This window comes from Micromonospora sp. Mcm103, from assembly GCF_024519755.1.
GTDB lineage: Bacteria > Actinomycetota > Actinomycetes > Mycobacteriales > Micromonosporaceae > Micromonospora > Micromonospora aurantiaca.
The window spans coordinates 31,558-51,854 of sequence record NZ_JALJRJ010000007.1 but is presented as its reverse complement, the minus strand read 5'-3'; the positions used below and the strand labels follow the sequence as shown (position 1 = coordinate 51,854).

General features: G+C 68.1%; 24 protein-coding genes. 8 read left to right on the top strand and 16 right to left on the bottom strand.

Features of this window, described 5'->3' with window-relative positions; all coding sequences use genetic code 11:
- Positions 1-62: 62 nt before the first annotated feature.
- The 5 genes from OC439_RS11160 to OC439_RS11140 all read right to left on the bottom strand — a co-directional run bounded on the left by OC439_RS11160 (position 63) and on the right by OC439_RS11140 (position 2,887).
- Positions 63-272, bottom strand: coding sequence for a hypothetical protein (locus OC439_RS11160; RefSeq protein WP_262013339.1), 210 nt, complete (start codon positions 270-272; stop codon positions 63-65).
- Entirely contained in the window at positions 269-1,141 is an 873-nt protein-coding gene (locus tag OC439_RS11155; protein WP_262013338.1) for an FtsK/SpoIIIE domain-containing protein, read from the bottom strand. Before OC439_RS11155 ends, OC439_RS11160 begins: the two co-directional genes overlap by 4 nt.
- 87 nt (positions 1,142-1,228) lie before the next feature.
- Positions 1,229-1,378, bottom strand: a complete 150-nt coding sequence (locus OC439_RS11150; RefSeq protein ID WP_193599537.1) for a hypothetical protein — start codon at positions 1,376-1,378, stop codon at positions 1,229-1,231.
- Between the two features lie 2 nt (positions 1,379-1,380).
- Entirely contained in the window at positions 1,381-2,271 is an 891-nt protein-coding gene (locus OC439_RS11145; protein WP_262013476.1) for a hypothetical protein, read from the bottom strand.
- A gap of 295 nt (positions 2,272-2,566) precedes the next feature.
- On the bottom strand, positions 2,567-2,887 hold the full coding sequence (locus OC439_RS11140; RefSeq protein WP_030500671.1) for a hypothetical protein: 321 nt from the start codon (positions 2,885-2,887) through the stop codon (positions 2,567-2,569).
- Between the two features lie 126 nt (positions 2,888-3,013).
- Here OC439_RS11140 and OC439_RS11135 point away from each other — a divergent pair, with 126 nt between their 5' ends.
- Both OC439_RS11135 and OC439_RS11130 read left to right on the top strand, forming a co-directional pair.
- Entirely contained in the window at positions 3,014-3,814 is an 801-nt protein-coding gene (locus OC439_RS11135) for a GntR family transcriptional regulator (RefSeq protein ID WP_262013337.1), read from the top strand.
- Between the two features lie 109 nt (positions 3,815-3,923).
- The gene (locus tag OC439_RS11130) at positions 3,924-4,472 is read left to right on the top strand and encodes a 2'-5' RNA ligase family protein (RefSeq protein WP_262013336.1); all 549 of its coding nucleotides are present in this window, start codon (positions 3,924-3,926) and stop codon (positions 4,470-4,472) included.
- Between the two features lie 420 nt (positions 4,473-4,892).
- Here OC439_RS11130 and OC439_RS11125 read toward each other — a convergent pair whose 3' ends face one another.
- From OC439_RS11125 to OC439_RS11100, 6 genes are all read right to left on the bottom strand, one after another.
- Positions 4,893-5,861, bottom strand: coding sequence for a hypothetical protein (locus OC439_RS11125; protein ID WP_262013335.1), 969 nt, complete (start codon positions 5,859-5,861; stop codon positions 4,893-4,895).
- A gap of 810 nt (positions 5,862-6,671) precedes the next feature.
- Positions 6,672-6,800, bottom strand: coding sequence for a hypothetical protein (locus OC439_RS11120; protein WP_262013334.1), 129 nt, complete (start codon positions 6,798-6,800; stop codon positions 6,672-6,674).
- Between the two features lie 6 nt (positions 6,801-6,806).
- Entirely contained in the window at positions 6,807-7,145 is a 339-nt protein-coding gene (locus tag OC439_RS11115) for a M48 family metallopeptidase (RefSeq protein WP_262013333.1), read from the bottom strand.
- Positions 7,145-10,081, bottom strand: coding sequence for a type I restriction endonuclease subunit R (locus tag OC439_RS11110; protein WP_262013332.1), 2,937 nt, complete (start codon positions 10,079-10,081; stop codon positions 7,145-7,147). The genes OC439_RS11115 and OC439_RS11110 overlap by 1 nt, the downstream gene beginning before the upstream one ends.
- Positions 10,078-11,253 carry a restriction endonuclease subunit S gene (locus OC439_RS11105; protein ID WP_262013331.1) on the bottom strand — a complete coding sequence of 392 codons (1,176 nt, stop codon included), beginning with the start codon at positions 11,251-11,253 and terminating at the stop codon, positions 10,078-10,080. Before OC439_RS11105 ends, OC439_RS11110 begins: the two co-directional genes overlap by 4 nt.
- Complete coding sequence (locus OC439_RS11100; RefSeq protein WP_262013330.1) at positions 11,250-13,079, bottom strand: N-6 DNA methylase; 1,830 nt, start codon at positions 13,077-13,079, stop codon at positions 11,250-11,252. The genes OC439_RS11105 and OC439_RS11100 overlap by 4 nt, the downstream gene beginning before the upstream one ends.
- 408 nt (positions 13,080-13,487) lie before the next feature.
- On the opposite strand from OC439_RS11100, the gene OC439_RS11095 reads away from it, so the two are divergent.
- Both OC439_RS11095 and OC439_RS30340 read left to right on the top strand, forming a co-directional pair.
- Entirely contained in the window at positions 13,488-13,787 is a 300-nt protein-coding gene (locus tag OC439_RS11095) for a hypothetical protein (RefSeq protein ID WP_262013329.1), read from the top strand.
- A 63-nt stretch (positions 13,788-13,850) separates the two neighbouring features.
- Complete coding sequence (locus OC439_RS30340; protein ID WP_410054907.1) at positions 13,851-14,120, top strand: DUF6959 family protein; 270 nt, start codon at positions 13,851-13,853, stop codon at positions 14,118-14,120.
- On the opposite strand, the gene OC439_RS11090 is transcribed toward OC439_RS30340, so the two are convergent.
- Both OC439_RS11090 and OC439_RS11085 read right to left on the bottom strand, forming a co-directional pair.
- Positions 14,064-14,303 carry a hypothetical protein gene (locus tag OC439_RS11090; RefSeq protein ID WP_262013328.1) on the bottom strand — a complete coding sequence of 80 codons (240 nt, stop codon included), beginning with the start codon at positions 14,301-14,303 and terminating at the stop codon, positions 14,064-14,066. The two genes, OC439_RS30340 and OC439_RS11090, sit on opposite strands and share 57 nt — an antisense overlap.
- Before the next feature lie 164 nt (positions 14,304-14,467).
- Entirely contained in the window at positions 14,468-14,914 is a 447-nt protein-coding gene (locus OC439_RS11085) for a hypothetical protein (RefSeq protein ID WP_262013327.1), read from the bottom strand.
- A 73-nt stretch (positions 14,915-14,987) separates the two neighbouring features.
- On the opposite strand from OC439_RS11085, the gene OC439_RS11080 reads away from it, so the two are divergent.
- Positions 14,988-15,488, top strand: coding sequence for a GNAT family N-acetyltransferase (locus OC439_RS11080; protein WP_262013326.1), 501 nt, complete (start codon positions 14,988-14,990; stop codon positions 15,486-15,488).
- Positions 15,489-15,526: 38 nt separating this feature from the next.
- Positions 15,527-15,997 carry a helix-turn-helix domain-containing protein gene (locus OC439_RS11075; protein WP_262013325.1) on the top strand — a complete coding sequence of 157 codons (471 nt, stop codon included), beginning with the start codon at positions 15,527-15,529 and terminating at the stop codon, positions 15,995-15,997.
- On the opposite strand, the gene OC439_RS11070 is transcribed toward OC439_RS11075, so the two are convergent.
- Positions 15,966-17,846, bottom strand: a complete 1,881-nt coding sequence (locus OC439_RS11070; RefSeq protein WP_262013324.1) for a hypothetical protein — start codon at positions 17,844-17,846, stop codon at positions 15,966-15,968. The two genes, OC439_RS11075 and OC439_RS11070, sit on opposite strands and share 32 nt — an antisense overlap.
- 157 nt (positions 17,847-18,003) lie before the next feature.
- On the opposite strand from OC439_RS11070, the gene OC439_RS11065 reads away from it, so the two are divergent.
- On the top strand, positions 18,004-18,423 hold the full coding sequence (locus OC439_RS11065; protein WP_135242286.1) for a VOC family protein: 420 nt from the start codon (positions 18,004-18,006) through the stop codon (positions 18,421-18,423).
- 49 nt (positions 18,424-18,472) lie between these two features.
- On the top strand, positions 18,473-19,084 hold the full coding sequence (locus OC439_RS11060) for a histidine phosphatase family protein (RefSeq protein ID WP_262013323.1): 612 nt from the start codon (positions 18,473-18,475) through the stop codon (positions 19,082-19,084).
- 1 nt (position 19,085) lies between these two features.
- Here OC439_RS11060 and OC439_RS11055 read toward each other — a convergent pair whose 3' ends face one another.
- Both OC439_RS11055 and OC439_RS11050 read right to left on the bottom strand, forming a co-directional pair.
- The gene (locus OC439_RS11055; RefSeq protein WP_262013322.1) at positions 19,086-19,742 is read right to left on the bottom strand and encodes a type 1 glutamine amidotransferase domain-containing protein; all 657 of its coding nucleotides are present in this window, start codon (positions 19,740-19,742) and stop codon (positions 19,086-19,088) included.
- Positions 19,743-19,822: 80 nt separating this feature from the next.
- Complete coding sequence (locus OC439_RS11050) at positions 19,823-20,254, bottom strand: hypothetical protein (RefSeq protein WP_262013321.1); 432 nt, start codon at positions 20,252-20,254, stop codon at positions 19,823-19,825.
- Positions 20,255-20,297 lie beyond the last annotated feature (43 nt).

Sequence of the window (20,297 nt, the reverse complement as noted above, 5' to 3'; positions counted from 1 at the left end):
GTTGGTGGAGGTCGGCAGGACCAGCTCTGCTGCCAGGCGGGTTACTGGTCCTGTCGGCCGATTTATCGGGTGCGTAGCCGCAGGTAGCGGCGTTGGCGGGTGTCGTCGCCGCCCATGGCTTGGGGTGGGCTGAGGTAGACGAGTCGGCCGCTGGCCGAGGCGACCTGGACCATCGAGGCGATCTCCGCTGGTTGGGCGACGATCCAGATCTCGACGTACCGGGCGGCACGCTGGCTGTTGGCCTTGGCGTAGGCCTGTTCGCGGGTGGTCATGCCGCCACCTCGAAATCCACCCGGGTCAAGTCCGGGATCAGGGCCGGTAACGGCCGGGGCCGGCGGATCCAGGCCGCGTAGTCCGCGATGCCCGCGATCTGGGCGTCGGTGAGGTAGGCGACTTTGATGCGCTTGGGGGTGCCGCCTTCGGCGATGAGGTAGGCGGCGCCCTGGTTGGTGGGGGCGATGTCGGTGGCGGTGTAGCCCTGCTCGGCCCAGCCGTGCCCGAGCACGATGTTGGAGGTGTTCGGGGTGGTGCAGCGGAACGCGGCCCGGTAGCCGAACAGGTCCCGCAGGCTGGTGGGGATGATGTCGAACGACGGCCGCTGAGTCGCGGCGACCACCGGGATACCGGCGGCACGGCCGCGTGCGACCAGGTCGCGGAGCAGGGCGACGAATTCTTCCTGTTCCTGCTTCGAACCGACGGTGGCGCTGTAGTAGGCGATTTCGTCGACGAGGACGGTGATGACGGACAGGCCGTCGGCGGCGGTGAGCTTGCGGCGGCCGTGGGCGCGCAGCCAGGCGTAGCGGTTGTTCATCACCAGCTGGAGTCGGCGGAGGATGTCGAGGGCGGCGGTGATGTCGGGGCCGATGAACGCGTCGGCGCAGTCCTCCCACTGGCCGAGTTCGACGAGCTTGCCGTCCAGCAGCACCAGGCGGCTGTCAACGGACAGAGCGGCGTGAGCCGCGATGGTGTTGAGCAGACCGCTCTTGCCTCCGCCGGGTTCGCCTCCGGCGAGCAGGTTGCGGTAGGCGAGGGTGATGTAGACGGGGTGACCGAACTCGTCGATGCCGACGAAGATGGGGTCGAACATCGACAGGCCAGGCCCCACCGGAACCCCGGTATCCGGGGTGGTTGTGGTGGTCATAGGTGTGCCCTCCTTGGGCAGTTGGTGGGCGCGAGGAGCCACACGAACGAGCCCGCAGGGCTCCTCGCGTCCAGGTTGGGTAGGCGGTTAGATCAGGCCGTCGTCGTGCTGCTCGTCGTGCCGGTCGGCGTCGAGCTCGGCGTCACGGCGGCGGTCCCAGGTACGGCCGTCACGGCCGCAGGCGTAGCAGTGGAAGTAGAAGGCGTCGGTGGCCTCGTCGTACTCGATCTGCGTCATGGTCAGATCCAGTCCGAAACGTCGTCCTCGACAACCGAGGAGGTCGCAGCGGGCTTGCTGCCGTTAGCGGTGGTGGCCGGCGGCTTCTTGCCGGTCGGCTTGCCCTGAGTGGGCAGGGTGACGGTGGGCATGTCGACGTCGGGCAGGTCCAGGGCGGTGGGCACGGTGGCCGGGATCCGCTCGGTCGCCGGAACGGTGTCGTCGATGACGTCGACGAGCGGGGAACCGACCTGGGCGGTCAGCACCTCGCGGCGCTTGATGTCGAACCGCAGATAGGCGGCGTTACGGTCGGAGGCCCGCTCGACCAAGGCGGTGGAGGCGTGACAGGCCACGGCGATCCGGTCGAGGCGGCCTTCCAGGTCGGCCAGGGACAGACCGGGTCGCAGGTAGACCCAGACCCGCTCACCGACGGGCGTGGGCTTGGCCCACAGGATCAGCGGCAGGCTGCCGGACTGGTTGGCGATGATGAACTGCGCGAAGCACACGCGCAGCCGGTGCCGCACCACGAGGCACCAGGTCCAGGCGACCAGGAACCGGCGGGACACCGGCAGGCCGGCGGGGACGCCGACGACCAAGGCGATCACCAGCAGGGTGATCGGGGTTGAGGTGTGGTTGACGAGCTGCACCCAGGCAGCGCCAAGGGCCGTGGTGATCCCAATTTCGGGGGTCCACCACCACAGCAGCCGCAGTACCGGCCAGATCCGCACGAGCAGCCAGGCGAGGCCGCCGAGGGGAACCCCGATCAGAACGCCGGTGAGCAGGGCGAGGATGGGGTGGATGGAGGAAGCGGCCACCACGGCCGACAGAAGGCCGACGATGACCGCCGTGAGGATGAACGCCAGGCGAGCATTCCTGGCCGATGACCGGTGGACCTTGGCCTCGATCACCGTGATCGTGTTGTTCGACCTGCCGCCGAACGGGCGGCGAGGGCTAGACTTGGACACGACGAGTCCTCCCATACGTGGGTGGATGAGTTGGAGGGCACGGGGTCGGCAGATGTAGGAGTCGGACCGACCCCGCGCCAGCTCTTACGGGGTTGCCACCACCACGACGTGGTGACCGGGCCGGGAGTACAGGAGTCGGAACCACTCCCGGACCGTTCTTCACTGGATTCAGCGGACCATCAGGCCGCTTCGCGCCTCAGCGCATCGACACCAGAAGCTCACGCAGCACAGGTGGAACGAGGGACTACTTCGCCGCCGAGGTGCCAGCCTTCGGCTTCAGCGACACGGCACGGAACGCGACGCCGTTGCGCCCGTTGGTCGCCCACGGGATGGCCTCCAACTGCTCGACAGCGACGAGCTGTCCCACCGTCACGCTCGGCTTCTCACCCGCCGTGGTGATGGTGATGATCTCGCCGCCGGTCTCGTCGAGAACGAAGACCTGGGTCGACCACATGAGCCGGCCAGTGTTCTTCTCCGACCGCTGGTTGCCGTTCTGGTCGTTCTTCGGCTCCGGGTCCTTCGTCACCTGGACCTGCTTGCTCGCGGTGTCCACGTACAGCTTCATGAGCGTGACCCCTTCCTAGGTCTATTGCTCTAGTCCTCTAGAGGACTGTGGGTGCAATCAAGGTAGGTCCATGCGGCTGACGGCGTCAAGTCCTCTAGAGGACTAGAATTTCGAGTGGAGGTCGACATGACTAGTGAGCTGGGGGCAAAGGCCCCCAAGTATCAGCGCATCGCAGACGAGCTGCGGCGCGACATCAAAAACGGCACCTATGAGCCAGGGGAGCGGCTGCCTGCCGAGGCCGCACTACTTGAGCGCTTTCGCGCAACCTTCCCCAGCCTTTCGATGGAGACCCTCCGCAACGCCATTCGGGTACTCAGGGCAGAGGGCATCGTTGAAGCCCGCCAGGGCGTGGGCACCTTCGTCACTGCCAACCGCCGACTCCAGCGGCGTTCCCGCGACCGGTACGGACGAGCCCGTACTGACGGCAAGTTGCTCACCGCCCACTTGCAGCATGAGATCCCTTTCGCTGGGCGCGGTCCAGTGCCAGAGCATGTTGCTCAAGCGGCGGGCATGGAGCCAGGAGAGCGAGTCGTGATCCGGCGTCGCGTCCTGTCTGACCGCGAAAGTGGCCGACCGCAGGAGGTTGGCGCGAGCTACATCCCGTTGGGCTTCGCCGCCGACACCTTCCTTGAACAACCACAGGTGGTGCCGAAGGCCCTTTTTCTATGCATCGAGGACTTGAGCGGCAAGAGGTACAGCCGAGCCAGAGACCACTGGCAGTGGCGAATGCCCACAGCGGTCGAGGCGGAAGCCCTACAGATCTCACCGGGCACAGGCGTGGTGCACGTCGTACACGTGGCCCGAGCCGAGGATGACACCGTTCTTGAGGTGTCGGAATCGGTCTGGCCGGCCGACCGTATCGAGATCATCGACGAGTACGACGTCACCCAGCAGCCTGAAGACGCCGACGGCCGCTCCGATATCTAAAGGGGGCAGGGTGTCAGAGCCCTTCGACCACGTAGACAACCTGCAAGACCACTGGTGGTGGAGGCCAGGATGGCGAGCGGGACGCCACTTCTACGCTTGCCACTTCACCATGAGCGGAAACCCGGAGCTCGTCCAGCTCGTGCGCCGCTACCAGGAGGCGCTCCGCCCCTTCCCTGGGCTTGACCTCATACCTTCGACCTGGCTCCACCTGACCATGCAGGGCATCGGATTCCTCGACGAACTCGATGGCGGCCAGGTCGCCGAGGTCGAACGTGCTATCCGGTCGAAATTGATGCAAACTCCTGCACCAGTCGTGATGTTCCATCGGCCCGTGGTGCGTCCGGAGGCTGTGTACCTGCCCGCATCGCCTCCCGAGCCCGTGGCAGCGGTCCGCGACGCTGTCAGGGCGGTCATCGCAGATGTCCTCGGGCCGGACCACGTCGAGTTGGCGCCCGAACATACCCAGGGGTATCGCCCCCATGTGAGCGTCGCCTACTCGAATACGACGCAAGCCGCGGAGCCGATTGTTGGAGCGCTGGCGGCGGTCGAGGCCGAACCGGTCACCGTGGCTCTCGACCATGTCGGGCTGCTGGAGTTCCACCGGGACAACCGCATGTATGAGTGGACGCGAGCCAGCCAGGTCTCGGTCGGGGGTTAGGCCCCGCCTCTAACTAGAACATGCGTACGATTCGGCAGTGGTTAGGGAGCTGGTCGCGCGCTGGTGGAACGGCTCGTGGGGACGCCTGACCCGGCGTGACGTGTGGCTCGCCCGAGAGGTTCGATGGCATGTCGTCGCCAGGGCAGGCGACTCCGAGACGGGCAGGGTGCTTCGGTGGGAGTTCGACACCGAGGACGGTGCCCGTCAGATGGTGCGGCGACTCGTTCAAGCCGATGGCGGCCAGTGGCGGGAGCAGAACAGCGACGCAGCCACGCAGCCGCCGGGGTAGGGGCCGGCCGGACTGCCGGCGGTGTCGGGCTCCACTTGACGCGTTACACATCGGCTTCACTTGAAGAGTGACAAGTTGCCGGCCCTGCTCGGGCTTCGGTGTCACAGTGCGTAACTGGTGGGCCGCCTGGGCTAGAGCATGCGGAGAAGCCCGTGCGTCGCGGCGAAGTCCTTATCGGCGCGGGGTGATGTCCGGCCCAGCAGGTGCTCAGCCTCGTGGTTGCGGCGCTCGGTGCCAAGGCCGACGCCCGCGTATTCAAGTGTCGGGTGATCAACGAACGGCACGAACGCATCAACCGGCAGCAGCGACTCAGTGACCAGAAGCTCCCGCAGCTGGGGGGCAGCGGCAAGACCCTGTAGGGATGCCGGATGCCGAAGGTGGGGCATGGCGGTGCAGTCGGCGCGTAGCAGCGCGGTGCAGGAGCTGAAGTCGGGAAGCCGGTCCAAGGTGAGGGCATCCAGCCACAGCCATTGCAGTTCGGGCAGGCGCGTCACCGCGTCGAGATCGGTGAGTTTGCGAACCGCACGAAGCGCGAGGTAGCGGAGGGTGGGGGCCTGGAGGAGCCACTTCCCCTCTGCCAACGAGCCGAAGGTCAGGGCCAGGGACTGCAGATGGGGCAGGTCGATCACCGGGAGGAGTTGGTCGACCGGGAGCCGCCATAGCGCCAGCCCCTGTAGGCCGGAGTTGGCGTTGAGCAACTCCGGAAGACCGCGTCGGTGCGCCACGATCCGCAGCTGGCGAAGGTCGTGGAACGCGGCGACCGGGGTGAGGTCGAGAGGCTTGCGGGTCTCGCCGATGTCGAGGAGCTCGACGTCGGAGCTGAGTTGGTGCAGCGGCACCAGGTCGGTCAGGTTGTGTAGGTGGGCGACGCTGAAGCGACGCAAGTGTGGGAACCAGCGCAGGAACCGCAGCGTGGCGAGGTCGTCGTCGAAGCCGTACGCGCGCAGAGTGACCGTCGGATGGTCCGTCAAGGCCGCGGCGAACGACCTGTATTCCGCCTCGGCGAGCGGCTGGCTGAACTGAGCAACCGCAGCATCGCCGAGCCCGACGCGCAGCTTGTGTACGTCGAGCGGGCTCGACACCTCCACCACGCGGCTCATGACTCGGGATCTTCCCGCCTGGGCCGCCAGCACGCCAGTGTGGTGAACTCGCGCGTCACCGTCGGTGCCCGGCACTCTCAGGGTCCCTGTAACCCCTCAACTGGAGTCACCGGCGTCCCCACCTTTTACCGACGATTCACTCTGGAGCGCGACGCCTGAGACATCCGCTCATGGGGCGATCAGCGCGCGGAGGTGTCGCAGATCAGTTGGCGGACGAGTGTCGCGTATCAGGCGACGGAGGACACACCGGCTGCCGGCGCTGCGGTTCAAAGTTTCTGTACGTCTTCAAGGCGGCCCTGAACGGGCCGCACGCGCCGCCGCCTGGGCGCGCGCCGGCCGCTGCCGCTGTCGCTCTGCGGCCGACACGCCTGACGCCCGGCGGCTGGCGCGGAGAGCGGGAAGCCCGGAGGGCCGCCGCAGAACGACAGGTTGTTGACCGGTGGTGTGGTGGGCCGGCAGCCGGCCGGGCCGCGCGGCCACGAGCCCGCGCGGCGGAGGGGAGGGCACGCCGGCCGCGTCGGCGAGCTCGCGGCGGTCGCGGGGTTGCGGTTAGGGCGCCTCCGGCGGGGGCGCTCCGGCTCCAGGATGGCCGGGGCACCGTCGGCCGGTCGCGGTCCGTGGGTGGTTGCAGTGAGCCACCCCGCCTGCCATCGACCCGGGCAAGCCGAGCAGACCACCTCCCGACCCGCCAGGGTCCGAACCTGCGTCAAGGCCGTCTTGACGTGGCGGGCCGGGCGGCGGCCCGCTCCCCACAAGGGCGGGTCGACGGCAGACGGGATGGCGGAGTGGCGCTGGGTGCGTGGCTGGGCGTCAATCCTCGGCATCATCTTCTCGAAGAGAGATATACGGAAGCTGCCGCCGAAGATCTTCGCGCTGCTCGGGCGTCAGGCCGGGCTCCTCATCGCCGCCGTCAGAGGACGGATTCTCGGCCGCACCCATGTCGACCTACTCTGCGTCGATCTGTCGTTCGGTCGAGTGCCTGCTGCCGCTCTCCAGCTCGCGCCAGTTCGGGACGAGGGCAGTCATCATCGCCTTGAACTGCCGGCCGTGGTCGCGGTAACGGAGATGTAGGAGCTCGTGGACGATCACGTAGTCCTGGAAGCCCTCCGCCTCGGTCGCCAGGTCATCCGCCAAGGTAACGACACCGTCAGGCGCGCAGGACCCCCACTTGCCTGGTAGCGGCTTGATCTGGACTTGCTCCGGATTGACCTTGAGCTTGAGGGCCCAGCCCATGGCCCTCCGACGAAGTTGCTGCTCCGGGTAGAGAGGAGACTTGACCACCATCAGCCAGCCTGCTCCAGTACCTGCATGATCCGCTCGATAGCCCCGGCACGGTCGTCCTTGCTGAGCGCCAGCAACGGCTTGTAGAGCTGAGCGCGGAGCCGCCGGCGCTCCTCGGAGTTGTCCTGCCAGGTCGGGAACTTGGCCAGTACCGTCTCGATCTCGCGAGCTGCTGTCATGGCGTCGAATCCGGCGGCATCGGCGTCACTCTCGTGGCTGAGCGTCCAGAACACCGCGAAACCGACATTGCTCAGGCCACTCTCCTCGGCCCGCTTCCTAGCTTCGGCCTTCTCGCGGACGAGTGCCGCGAGCTCGTCCATAGCCGCGAGCCCATCGATCTTGCGCGTCTCCATGTCGAGAAGAATCCGGTCAGCCTTGACGCGGATGCTCTGCAGCACCACAGCCCCGGCCGGATCCTCTTCCATCTCCTTCTTGAGCCCGCGTAGGAGGTTGTAGACCTTGCCCTCGTCAGGACCCTCGTCCGAGCGGAGCGACTCCAGCGCCTCGATGTCGAACGTGACGACCTTGGAGAAGCGCCCGAGACCCTCCTGAACCGCGCCCTCCTCGATAAGACGCTTGGTCTTGTGCTCCAAGTCACCGAGGAAGGAGCCGGTCTCCGAGAAGGCCGCCCTCACTGCGGCATAAAGCTGGCTCAGCCGCTTGTAGGTCGTGATGTGGTCACGCAACTCAGCCGAGGGCGACAGGATCTCCCAGAGCGCTTCAACATCCTTGTAGTCGTCGTAGAACACCTTGCGAGCATCGAGGTCGAGGAACCGGCCGTAGACAACGCTCTCCAGCTGGGCGTCCGGTGTCAGCTTGCCGTCGACCTGTAGGTACTCGGCCGCGGCCGCAGCGATCTTTTCATGCAGACTGGCCATCAGGATGTCGAGGTCCTCAAGCGCACCCTTGACGTCCGCGGAGTCGAAGCTCAAAGCCTTGGTGATGTTGCGCAGGATGCCGACGAAGTCAACGACCAGGCCGACGCGCTTCATGACGTTGTTGTCGTCTATGTACGGTCGGTTGACGCGAGCCAGCGACTGCAGCAGCACGTGATTGCGCATCGGCTTGTCGAGGTACATCGCGTAGAGCACCGGGGCGTCATACCCGGTGAGCAGCTTGTCGGTGACGATGAGGATCTTGGGCTGCTCGTCCGCCTTCTTGAACAGCTTGCGGACGTCCTCCTCGCGGCTCTCCGTGATCTGCAGGGCGTGCACATCCGGCCGGTCGACGATGTCGTTCGGATTCTTGGAGTAGACAACCTCCGACCACTCCGGCGGGAGATACCGGTCGAGGGCGCGCTTGTACTTGGCGCACGCCTCACGGTCGACGGCCACCATGAACGCCTTGTAGCCCAGCGGGTCGACGTTCTCCTTGAAGTGCTCGGCGACGAACTTGGCGACCTTCTCGATGCGGTCGTCGGCACCAAGGAAGGCGCGCAGACCGACGGCCCGGTCGAGGACCTTGTTCAGCTCCTCTATGTCGGTCACGTCCTCCTCGTCGGCGAGGGCGAAGAACTGCTGCTCGAGATCCTCAGTCGCCATGGTCATCTCGGATGGCGCCAGCATGTACTTGATCGGCAGCGTCGTCTCGTCGGTGATCGACTCAACGATCGAGTACTTGTCGAGGTAGCCGTCCTCGTCCTGCGTACCGAAGATCTCGAAGGAACCCGAGCCAGCGCGGCTGCTCCCCACCGGCGTACCGGTGAAGCCGATGATCGTAGCGTTCGGAACGGCACCCATCAGGTAGGAGCCGAGATCAGCCGCCACGGAGCGGTGCGCTTCGTCAATAAAGACATAGATGTTGTCCCGCAGCGAGCTGTTCTTCCGTATCTCCTCGAACTTGTGGATCATCGCGACCACCAGGCCACGGAAGTCCGAGTCGAAGATGCTCTGGAGGTCGGCCTTGCTGTCGGCTCGGCGCCAAGCGATGGCGCTGGACTGCATTTCACCAATCAGGCGCTCGACCCAGCCCTTGAGCTGACCCTCCAGCTCGTTACGGTCGACGACCAGGATCACCGTGGAGCCGGCGAACCGCATCGGATCTTCCAAGATCTGCTTGGCGGCGGTCAGCAGAGTGAAAGTCTTGCCCGAACCCTGGGTGTGCCAGATCAGGCCGCGGTCCTTCTCAGGGTCAGCACAGCGAGCAACGATCTTGTCGACCGCAACGCGCTGGTGCTCGCGCAGGACCGACTTCTTGGTCTCGCCGTCCTCGACATAGAACAAGATCCAGTCGCGGAGGGTACGCAGGAAGTCGCGCGGCTCGAAGAACGCTTCCACGGCACTCTTGTAGGACTCATCCTCGGTGTGCTTCCACTTGAAGAGGAAGCGCCGAGACACGTTCCAGGTGACGCCGTACCAATAGCCGACCAGGTGCGTGACGTTGTGAAGCTGCGTCTGGGCGAGCAGCTCCGGCGTCTCGATCTCGTAGCGGCGCAACTGGGTGATGGCGCGGCTCAGGGCGTCGCCGTCCTTGGGGTTCTTGTGCTCGACAATGGTGACCGGGAGGCCGTTGACCACGAACATCACGTCGGCGCGGTTGCCCTTGCGAACGACCGGATCGATCCGCCACTCCCACGTCACGTGCAGGGCGTTGTTCTCGGGGTTGTCGAAGTCGATGAGGCGGACCGGACGGACACGCTTCTCGTTCTCGTCGCGCCACATGTGCTCGCCGCGCATCCACTTGAGCATTTCCCAGTTGCCCTCGATGCTCGGAGTGATGGCCTCGATGGTCTCGATGATCGAGCGCGCCTGTTCTTCGCTGAGCCACGTGTTGAAGTCAAGGATCTTCTCCTCCAGCACGTCGGTGAAGAGCATGTTCTCGTGGCCGTGACGCAGAGCCTCAGCCTCGACCGGCGTAAGGACGGTCCAGCCGATCCCCTCAGCGTGCCCAACCATGGGGAACTGAACTGTGCGCGCCTCGCCGATGCTGAGCGTGGTCATGCGAACGCCTCCTCCAACTGTTCTTGGGCAACGGGCAGAGCAAACAGGTCGAGGTCGTCGAGACTGATGTCCTCACGCACGAGCCGGTGCGTCAACGAAACGACGAGGCGCCTAAGCACTAACTTGCGCTGGCGATGCGTCGCGATCTTGTCCTCGATCGCATCAAGGATCTCGACGATCCTCGCCTGCTCGGTGCGATCGCTCGGGTAGCTGATCGGGAAATCGCGGACGATGTCTAGGTTCAGGTTCTGCTGCTGTCCGCCGTGCGCTCGTTGCCGAAGGTCTTCGTACTGATGCGCCAGGTAGTGATAGAGGTAGCGCGGGTCCACAGCGTCGCTCGCAGGACGGATAGCCGCACATGCTTGGTTAGTTGCCGCGTCGATCCCGAGCACGGCGACCTTCCCGCGGGTCACACCCTGTCCGTACATGGCCAGCAAGACTGTGCCGGCGGGAAGGATCTTCGCGGCCGACTCGTCGAGACCCCGCTTGGTGATGCGCTCCGAGGTCTCCGTGATGACCGAGTAGTTGATCTCTGTCGTCTTCACCCACGGAATGGTGCCTCCGACCCAATAGTCAGCGACGGTGCGCGACGGCGTTCCTCCAGAAGTCACGTTATGGTTATCACCAATGCGCTCGTAAACCCACCCACTTGAATCATTCGGATCGCCGGCCGGGAATACGGCCTGCGCAACGGAGCGCATGAGCTCCTCACCGTTGCGCAACGCCTTCACCTCGAGCTCTTCCGCGTATGAGATGTAGTCGAGCACGTGGGCGATGTCGTCCTGAACATCGCGTGGTGGAATTCGCACGGGGATCGAGTACACGTCCGCGCGGTTCAGGCCAGGCACAGTGCTGTGGCTGTTGAGGCCGGTCAGCCCGCTGCTCCGAAGGAGGAAGTAGAGATAGCGCCAGCTCAAGCCGCCCTTGTTCTCCACGTAGTAGGTAGTGTCAATGGGCCAAAAGCCACTCTCCGAGTATGCGACGGCGCCGACTGAGCCCTTGCGTCCGACCACAATGCCCGGCCCGTCGACCAGCGCCTCGTCGTGGTTGCCGACCAGGCCGTTGGAACCGAAGACCCCGACCTTGCCTTCCACGCGAGCGTGAGCAGGCAACGCCTTGCCGTAGACCAGATCGATTTCGTCGCCCAGGGTCGACTCGCGCCACTCGCTCATTTGGCGAACCTTCCCAGCAGCTGCAGAACGCGCTCGTCGGTCTCGCGTTGACGAATCACCAGACCGCGAAGCTCGGTTACCAGCGTGGAGATGTCCGCGACCTCGCTATCGTCAGCCGTTTTGACCCAATGCCCTGGACTGAGGTTGTAGTCAGCGTCTCGAGCCTGCTGGGTCGTGATGATTCCGACCTCGCCGTCGACAGGCTGGTCTGAGCGGAACAGGTCAGCAAGTTGCTGGAGCTCCTCCTCCGCGAGGTAGTTCTTCGGGCGCCCCTTCCTAAACCGCTTGCTGGCGTTCAGGAGGACGACCTTGCCCCTGCGCGCCGCAGGCTTACGCTTGTTGAGGATGACGATGATTCCAGCAGCGGTGGTGTTGTAGAAGAGGTTGTCGGGCAACAGGACGACACCTTCGATGTAGTCGTGCTCGACGAACCACTTGCGGATGTTCCGCTCTCTGTCCTCGTTCCTGGAGCCGGAACCCCGCGTCAGCGCGCCGGTGTCCAGGACTACCGCGGCCCGTCCGCTATCGCTCATCGAGGCGAGTGCGTGCTGGAGCCACGCCCAGTCACCCTTGCCAGACGTGGCGCCACCGGCCTTGCTGAAACGATCGTAAGGGTCCTTGTCAAAGATGTCGGTTGCGAAAGTTTGGTTCCACATCGGGTTGGCAACCACGATGTCGAACCTCTGAAGCCCGCCAGCGGTGTCACGAAACTTGGGGTTAATCATGGTGTCGCCCCGACGAATGTCGACGTCCATGTCGTGGATGATGGCGTTCATCGTGGCTACGGCGTAGCTCTCGGCCTGGAGCTCCTGACCGAACAGCTTGAGTGGCACCTTGCTCGTCGGGTCGATCTCGCGGGCGATCAGCTGCAACTTGATCAGTAGACCGCCTGAGCCGCAGGCGTAGTCGTAGCAAGTCTCGCCGGGCCTGGCCCGCATGATGCGCGCCATCAGGAAGCCGACCTCGGTGGGCGTAAAAAACTCTCCAGCCGATTGCCCCGAGCCCTCGGCGAACTTCCTGAGCAGATACTCGTAGGCGCGCCCGAGGAAGTCGGGCTGCACATCAGCCAGCCCGAGCCGGTAGCGCGGGTCCGCGAAAGCTTGGACCACGTCCTTCAGCTTCGACGGGTTGATGTCGCGCTCGCCGTTGCGCACCTCAGCGAAGTCTACGATGTCGATGACGCCGGCCAGGCTCGGGTTGTAGCGCACCACCGCTCGCACGGCCTTCGTCAGATGCTCCCCGATGTCCTTCGGGGCGGTCGAACGGCCACGCTCGTCCAGAGGCCACTCGTACCTCTCGCGCTCGGAGATGACCGCCCAGCGCGCCTCCGGCGGCAGGTAGAAGCGCAGAAGCGAGTGGTCTGCCTCGGCGATCTCAAGCGCCACGTCGCGGTCACCGTACTCCTCGGCCAGGCGGTCGATCTCGTCGTCAAACACGTCCGAGAGGCGCTTCATGAACAGCAGCGGCAGCAGGTAGTCCTTGAACTTGGCCGCGTCCTTCTCGCCCCGTATCGAGCAGGCGGCATCCCAGAGCATCTGCTCCATGGGCTTGGTCGTCTTGGTATCGGCCTTGCTCACGCGCTTGCGGCGTCCCGATCGGACGCTGGGAGCATCGCCGGGGTTGGCGACGTCGACCCCCGCCTCCTCTGCCAGCGCCAAGATGCTCGCCAGCTTGGCCTTCTGGGGCATGGTGCTGCCGTCCCCGCCCTCCCAGCGGTTGACGGTCGCGAAGGATACGCCGAGTCGCTCCGCGAGCCCCGCCTGAGTGAGCCCCAAGTTCGCTCTGATGGCCCGAAGCGCCTCGGGCACCGCCACCGCAGATGTCATGTTTGTTATCTTTGTTATATCGCAAACTCGTGTCAAGCCCCGACACGCCGGGCTCCCCCCGGCGGGGGTCAGCCTGGGTCGCCGACGGAACGGCTGTCGACAGCAACGCTGACAGCAACGCCGCCGGACGGCGGCACACTGACGGGCGCTGGCATGGACGAGGCTCCGAGCGTGCAGCCGTTGCCGGACGTGTGCGGACGCGACGCACAGAGCTTGTAAGCGAGATGTCGCCGGTTCGATCCCGGCCGGGGGCTCCATTTTCACAAGGTGTTCCGGGGCCGCCGTCGCCACGAGACGCACGGCCGCCCAGTCGCCCGTCGCCGGATGTACGCCGCCGTCACGATCGGACGTTCGTGGCCGCCTGACAGCGGGATCGCAGTGGCTCGATGAAGCGGCTAACGTGCGGGGATGGGTCACGAGGATGGCGGCTCGCTTGCTCTGCCCGGGGTCGTCGGAGTCGAGATCGTCGAGGTGCTGGACTGGTACGACGGACCGCTGGACGGCCTGGCCCGTCACGGGGGTCGGTTGTTCTGGTTCTCGGCCGGGCCGGACTGGGTTCCGGGCCAGCCTCGACGGCTCGTCCTGTATGCGGTCACCGCAGAGCAGGCAGCTCGGTTGCGTGCAGAGGCCCAGCGGTCCGAGGCGTTCGCAGCCGCGGTTCCCGCTGATGGCGACGCCTGGGAGCCGTCGGGTTGGTTCGTCGCCTGAGCCGGCGCCGTGGGTGACAGTTCGGGCTGGACGCTCGTCGAGCGGTAGTGGGAATCTGCTCGGATGAGCCAGGAGCAAGCGCAGGTCCTGTCCCGTGGTGCCAACTGGGCAGTCGTGCAGGTGCCAGGTCGGGCCTTTCCCGGCCTTCACGTGCAGGGCGATACGTTTGCCGCCCTCTGGACGCAGCTCGCCGGAGCGGCTCGCATGCTCCGCGAGGATCCCGGGAACGGCGAGGCTCTCGACGACCTGGACGATGCGGTCCGAGGGGCGGGGGAGTTACTTCGTTTCTACGAGGCGGCGCTCGCGAAGCGAGGCATCCGGCGGCCGTACTGACGGGGCGGTCGCCGACGCCGGCATGGCCGCCAGGACGGTCGGGCCGGGCTTCTGCCACCAGGAAGACACGTCGTAGGACTCCGGTGCCAGGTCGACCCCGAGATGGGTGGCGTACCAGCGGTTGATCCGGTCCGGGTTGTGGGCGCGGAAGAAGACGCCGCCGATGCCCGTCACGCGTTCCATGATCTTCTCCCCCGCTGGGTGCTGTCAGGCCGAGCCTGCCGGGTTCAGGCTAGAGAGGCCCCTGGCGTCTGACGAGCAGCCATTCCGGCGACCCGGACGAGGACCAGCGCGACGTGCTGCCCTTGCGGAGGCTCTCTCCGGCGGGCGGGTCGGGCCACGAATGGTCAGTCCCAGAAGTTGAACATCAGCTCGCCGACGGTGGCCGGTGTCCAGTAGCGGATCTGGTCGAGTTCGACGCGGTCGAGAGCGGTCAGGTCGGCCTGTGACAGCGGGATCCCTAGCTGATCGGCGGGGAGGACCTGGGCGTCGGTCAGGGTGGCGAGGACAGCGGCGAGGCCGGGGTGGTCGACGAACGCGACAGTGGCCTCGTCGCCGGCCCGCGGGCGGGAGAAGGCGATGAACGGCAGGGTGACGTGCCGCAGCACCGCGACGTGGTGCCGGGCATCGGCGATGTCGGCCGTGTGGAAGCTGGGCGTGACGCCGGCGGGGGTCACGCCGGTGACGGTGGCACCGAGGGCGCGGGCGGCGTGGTGACAGACGGCGGTGAAGGCCCTGACGTCCGCTCGTGCGCCGGGTGCGTGGAAGCCGGTGGCCCCGGGCGGCAGTCTCATGGTCGGGCTCCCTGGTCGTCGCAGTCGGCGGATATCGATTGTCCGCCCGGGACGCCTGCGTCACCCTCTCCGCATGCTTGAGACGCGCGTCCTCGGCGAGGACGACTGGAAGGTGTGGCGGGAGCTGCGGCTCGCCGCGCTCACCGAGGCCGGGTACGCCTTCGGCGCCCAGCTGGCGGACTGGCAGGGCGACGGTGACCGCGAGGAACGTTGGCGCGGGCGGCTCGCAGTGCCCGGCTCGTACAACGTCGTGGTGCTGCTCGACGGGCAATCGGTCGGGATGGCCAGCGGGATGCCGACCGAGCACGACGGGGTCGTCGAGCTGATCTCGATGTACGTGGCACCGGCGGGGCGCGGCCGGGGCGTGGGAGACCACCTCGTCCGGACGGTCGAGCAGTGGGCCCGGCTTGCAGGCGCGCGGACGCTGCGGCTCGCCGTGGCGGAGGGCAACCCGAACGCGTGGGCCCTGTACCTGCGCAACGGCTTCCGGGACACGGGCGACGTCGGCGGCCTGATGCCCGACGGCGTGCGCCGCGAGCACATCATGACCAGGAGCCTCGCGAACGAGCCGTAGGGACGCGAGGCGCGGGCCGCGCAGTAGGCTGACCAGCGATGAGTCGCGCCGTCGAGGAGTCCAACCGGGCGATGCTGCGCGCCCGGGACGCGATGGACCGGGCGTACGCGCAGCCGCTGGACATCCCCGCGCTGGCCCGGATCGCGTACGTCTCGGAGGCGCACTTCATCCGTACCTTCCGGGCCACGTTCGGCGAGACGCCGCACCGCTACCTGCAACGCCGCCGGGTGGAACGGGCCATGTACCTGCTGGTACGCACCGACGAGCCGGTCACGGAGATCTGCCACCTGGTCGGCTTCGGCAGTCTGGGCACGTTCAGCCGGACGTTCCACGGCATCGTCGGTGAGTCGCCGTCGGCCTACCGGCGCCGCAAGACCGTGCCGGCCGGCGTCCCGGGCTGCTTCACCAAGGCCTGGATGCGCCCGAGCAGCACGGCGGGCGAGCCGGCCACGGAGGGCAAGAGGCCAGCCGCCGCGGTCAGCGCCCCCGCGCCTGCCGCCGCACGATGACCCAGAGCCGGTCGCCGAGCCGGCTGCGCCGTACCCAGCGCAATCCGGCCAGCCGGCCCTTCACCGGCGTACGCGGGCGCGGCGGCGCGGTGACCCGGGCGTAGGTGGTACCTGTCGACGGCCTGGTGAAGGCGGGTTCCAGCCGTTCGGAGGCGACCGCCAGCGCGGTGAACTGGGCGAGCACCCGGGAATCGGGTCGGCCGCCCCGGGCGGCGGTACGCAGGTCCCGCTCCACGACCGGCCGCCGGATCAGCTCGGTGAGCGGCCCGTGCACGGTGTCCAGCAGGTCGGCCACGGCGGCGACGCCGTCGCCCTCCCAGATCCGGGTGGCCCGGGACGGCCCGGTGGCGGCGCTGACGAACGGCACGTCCGCCCACTCCGGTACGAGCCGGGCGATCAGCGCGGTGTGCGGCAGTCGTGCCCGCTTCTCCGCCACGGTGAACGCGAAGCTGGCCGCGACGAAGCCGGGCGCCAGGAACGGGGTGACCATCCCGGTGGTGTACGCGGAGGTGCACCATCGGCGCATCCGCTCGACCAGGTAGAGGTAGTCGATCAGGTGCTCGTCGCGGAGGCCGATGTCGCGGGCGTGGGCCAGCAGGGCGGTGACCCAGTCCCGTTCGGTGGCCAGTGCCTCCGGTGACACCGCGGCGTTCGGCACGCCCGCCAGCAGCTTGGTCAGGCCCGCCTGCTCCGGGGTGGGCGCCGGGTCGGCGTCGGCCCGGGGGTACCAGTAGCCGACCACCAGTTCGCCTGCCGCGCCGGTGAGGCTCGGCGCGCGTACCACCTCGGGCAGCCGGGTGCGCACGGCCGGCCGGGCCAGGTAGTTCGACGGGAACTGGTGGTCGTGCAGCGCGGCGAGCCGTCGCGCCCGGTCGCGGAGGCCGACGCCGAGGACGGTGGCCGGGGGCGCGGCCGGCACGAGGCGGTGCGGTAGCTCCAGGCCGCGCCGGTCCCGCACGAGCCGGACCAGCTCGCGGGCCACGTCGCCCTCGGCGGCGGTGTCGTCGTTCGTGGCCAGGTTCGGCGTACGGCCGGCGGCGACGAGCGTCGCGGCGATGAGCCGGGAGTCCTTCCCACCGGAGAGGCCGAGCGTCACTCCACCGTCGTGCAGCCGGTGCAGGCCGGCGACGGCCCGGGTCAGCGCGTCAGCGGCCCGGTCCAGCCGTTCGCCGAGCGGCCGGTCCCGGTCGGCGAGGCCGCTGCGGACCACGTCGTCGGTGGCGTACCGGATCTCGCTGGTGAGCTGCCAGCCGCCGTCGGCGCGGCGGCGGCCGGTGATCCGCTCGCCCGGCCGCAGCAGCCGGATGTCGGCGAGCGGGGAGAGGTCGCCGCCGAAGTGGCCGGTGAGCAGATACGACGACCAGCCGGCCGGGTCGGGGCGGGCCTGCCCGTGCAGGAAGGCGGCGAGCAGGCCGGGCCGGGTGCACCAGGCGGTGACGCCGTCGGAGGTGCCGGTGAACACGCGGGCCATGCCGAACCAGTCCTGTTGCAGGGCGAGGCGGTCGTGGCCGAGGGCGAGCAGCGCGAACGGCGGTACGACGTCGCGGTGCACGTCCGCGCCGGTGAGCAGGTGGCGGGCGAGCGTCACCGGGTCGTCGCCGTCGACGCCGACCGGGATGCCCACCGAGACGGCGGTGACGTCGCCGTCGCCGGCGACGGGCGGCCACCGGTAGCCGCCCGGGTCGGCCGGGTGCAGCACCAGCACACCCCAGTCGGTGCCACCGAGGTGCCGGCGGTGCCAGCTCTCCGGCACCAGCTCGGCGGCGGCGCTGTGGAATCGGGCGACGGCGGCGTCACCACGGGAGGGCGGGAGGGCGCTCGTGGCGGCCCAGGCCAACATCAACTGCATCGACTTCCCCCGATGTCGTCGCGAAGACGTCAACAGCGGGTGACGAAATGGTGTCCCCGTGTGGGCAAACGACGCAAGCCGGACCAGGGTGCCGGGCGGCAGGACTGCGCGGTTTTGGATAAGCAGCAGGCCGGGGCGCTGCTCTAGCGTCGTCGGCATGACGATGCTTTCGACTTCCCGCTCCCAGATCTACGTGCTCGACCAGGACGAGGCGCTCGACTTCTACGTCGGCAAGCTCGGCCTGGAGGTCAGCCTCGACCAGGATCTCGGTTTCATGCGCTGGCTCACCGTGCACGTGCCGGGCGACCCGGGCCGGGAGATCCTGCTGGAGAAGCCGGGCCCGCCGGCGCTGGACCCGAAGACCGCCGAGCAGGTCCGGGAACTGCTCACCAAGGGCGCCGCGGGCGGGTTCCTGTTCTTCACCACCGACGACGCGCACAAGACGTACGCGGACCTGGTCGCGAAGGGCGTCGAGGTGACCGACGAGCCGACCGACCAGCCGTACGGCATCGACTTCGGCATCCGCGACCCGTTCGGCAACCGCATCCGGATCGGGCAGATGCGCCAGGGGCAGTGAACGGCGCGGCGGCGGGCTAGGCTCGCGGTCCCCGACCGTGGAGGTGCCGATGCCCAGCCGCCTGCTCTACCTGGTCCGTCACGGCGAGCAGGACCGGCCGGAGGAGGAGGCGGACACCGGGCTGTCGGAGCGAGGGCGGCGGCAGGCGACGCTACTGGGCGCGCGGCTGCGCGGCACGCGCTTCGCCGCCGTACATCATGGGCCGGCCCGCCGGGCCGCGGAGACCGCCGCCCTGGTCGCGGCGTCGCTGCCAGGTGTTCCGGTACGCGAGGACGACCGCGCCGGCGACCACATGCCGCACGACACCGACCCGGCCGGCCTGCCGGAGTCGTACGCGGCGTTCCTGGCCGGCTTCTCCGAGCGGGAGCGGCGCGACGGACCGCGCGTGACCGCGGAGGCGGTGGCGCGGTTCGCCGCCGCTCCCGCGGAGGGTGACGTACGCGAGCTGGTAGTCACCCACAACTTCCTGGTCGCGTGGCTGGTGCTGCACGCGGTGGACGCGCCGGCGCGCCGGTGGATCGGGCTGAACCAGCAGAACTGCGGGCTGACGGTGATCCGCTACAGCTCGGGCGGCCCGCCGGCGCTCATCGCGTTCAACGACGTCGCCCACCTGCCGCCCGAGCTGCGTGCCACCGGTCTGCCCGACGACTACCGGATCTGACTCAGGCGATCAGCTTCACCACGGCGTCGGCCACGGCGCGGGCGGACTGCGGGTTCTGGCCGGTCACCAGCCGCCCGTCGACCACCACGTGCTCGGTGAAGTCCGGCGCCGGTACGTGCTGCGCGCCCGCCTCGCCGAGCTTGTCGGCGAGCAGGAACGGCACCTCGTCGGTGAGGCCGACGGCCGCCTCCTCGCTGTTTGTGAACCCGGCCACCCGCTTGCCGACGATCAGCCGGGAGCCGTCGGTGAGGGTGAGGTTCACCAGCGCCGACGGGCCGTGGCAGACGGCGGCCACCACGCCGCCGCGCTCGTACACCGAGCGGGCGATCCGGGCCAGGTCGGGGTCGTCGGGGAAGTCCCACATGGTGCCGTGGCCGCCGGCGAAGAGGATCACGTCGTACCCGGCCGGGTCGACGTCGGCGGCCTTCGGGGTGTCCGTGACGCCGGCGGTGGCGAGGAAGTCGTTCTGGGTGCTGTCGTTCTCGTCCCGCCCGTCGACGGGCGGCTCCCCGCCGGCCACGGAGACGAGGTCGACGTCGTACCCGGCGGACCGGAACACCTCCCACGGCTCGGCGGCCTCGCCGACGTAGTAGCCGGTCGAGCGGCCGGTGCGGCCCAGCTCGGAATGACTGGTCAGGGCGATGAGTGCGCGAGTCATGCCTTCCATGCTGGCCCGGTCGCCCGCCGGCCGGCCATAGGCCGATGTCACAGCCGGAACGGGTTTGAAATCGGGCCGGGTCAGCCGGTGGCGCCGTTGAGCAGGTCCACCACCTGCGCGGTGACGGCCGGCGGCGTGGTCTCCGGCGGGCAGTCGACGTAGCCGACCTGCCGGGGCCCGATGGTGAGCCGGTAGGTGAACGCGTCGGCGCACATGGTCGGCGGGACGGTGGCGGCGGCCTCGGTGGCCAGCCGGGGGTCGGCCGCGAGTTGCCGCAGCCGGGTGAGCTTCTCCGCGCCGAGTTGTCCCTCGCGGGAGGCGCCGGCGCGGTCGGTCCTCGTCCAGTGGCCGTCCGGCCCGACCCGGACGGTGTCGGACAGCCCGGCGATGCCTCCCGACTTCTCGAGCACGACCTCGGAGACGAGCGGCGGGGGCCCGTCCGTGACGACGGGTGGCGCGTCGGTGCGGGCGCAGCCGGCGAGCGGGACGAGAAGGGCGGCGACGGCCGCCACGGCGGGGGCAGCTCTCATACCGGTTCGGACGCGCGACGGGACC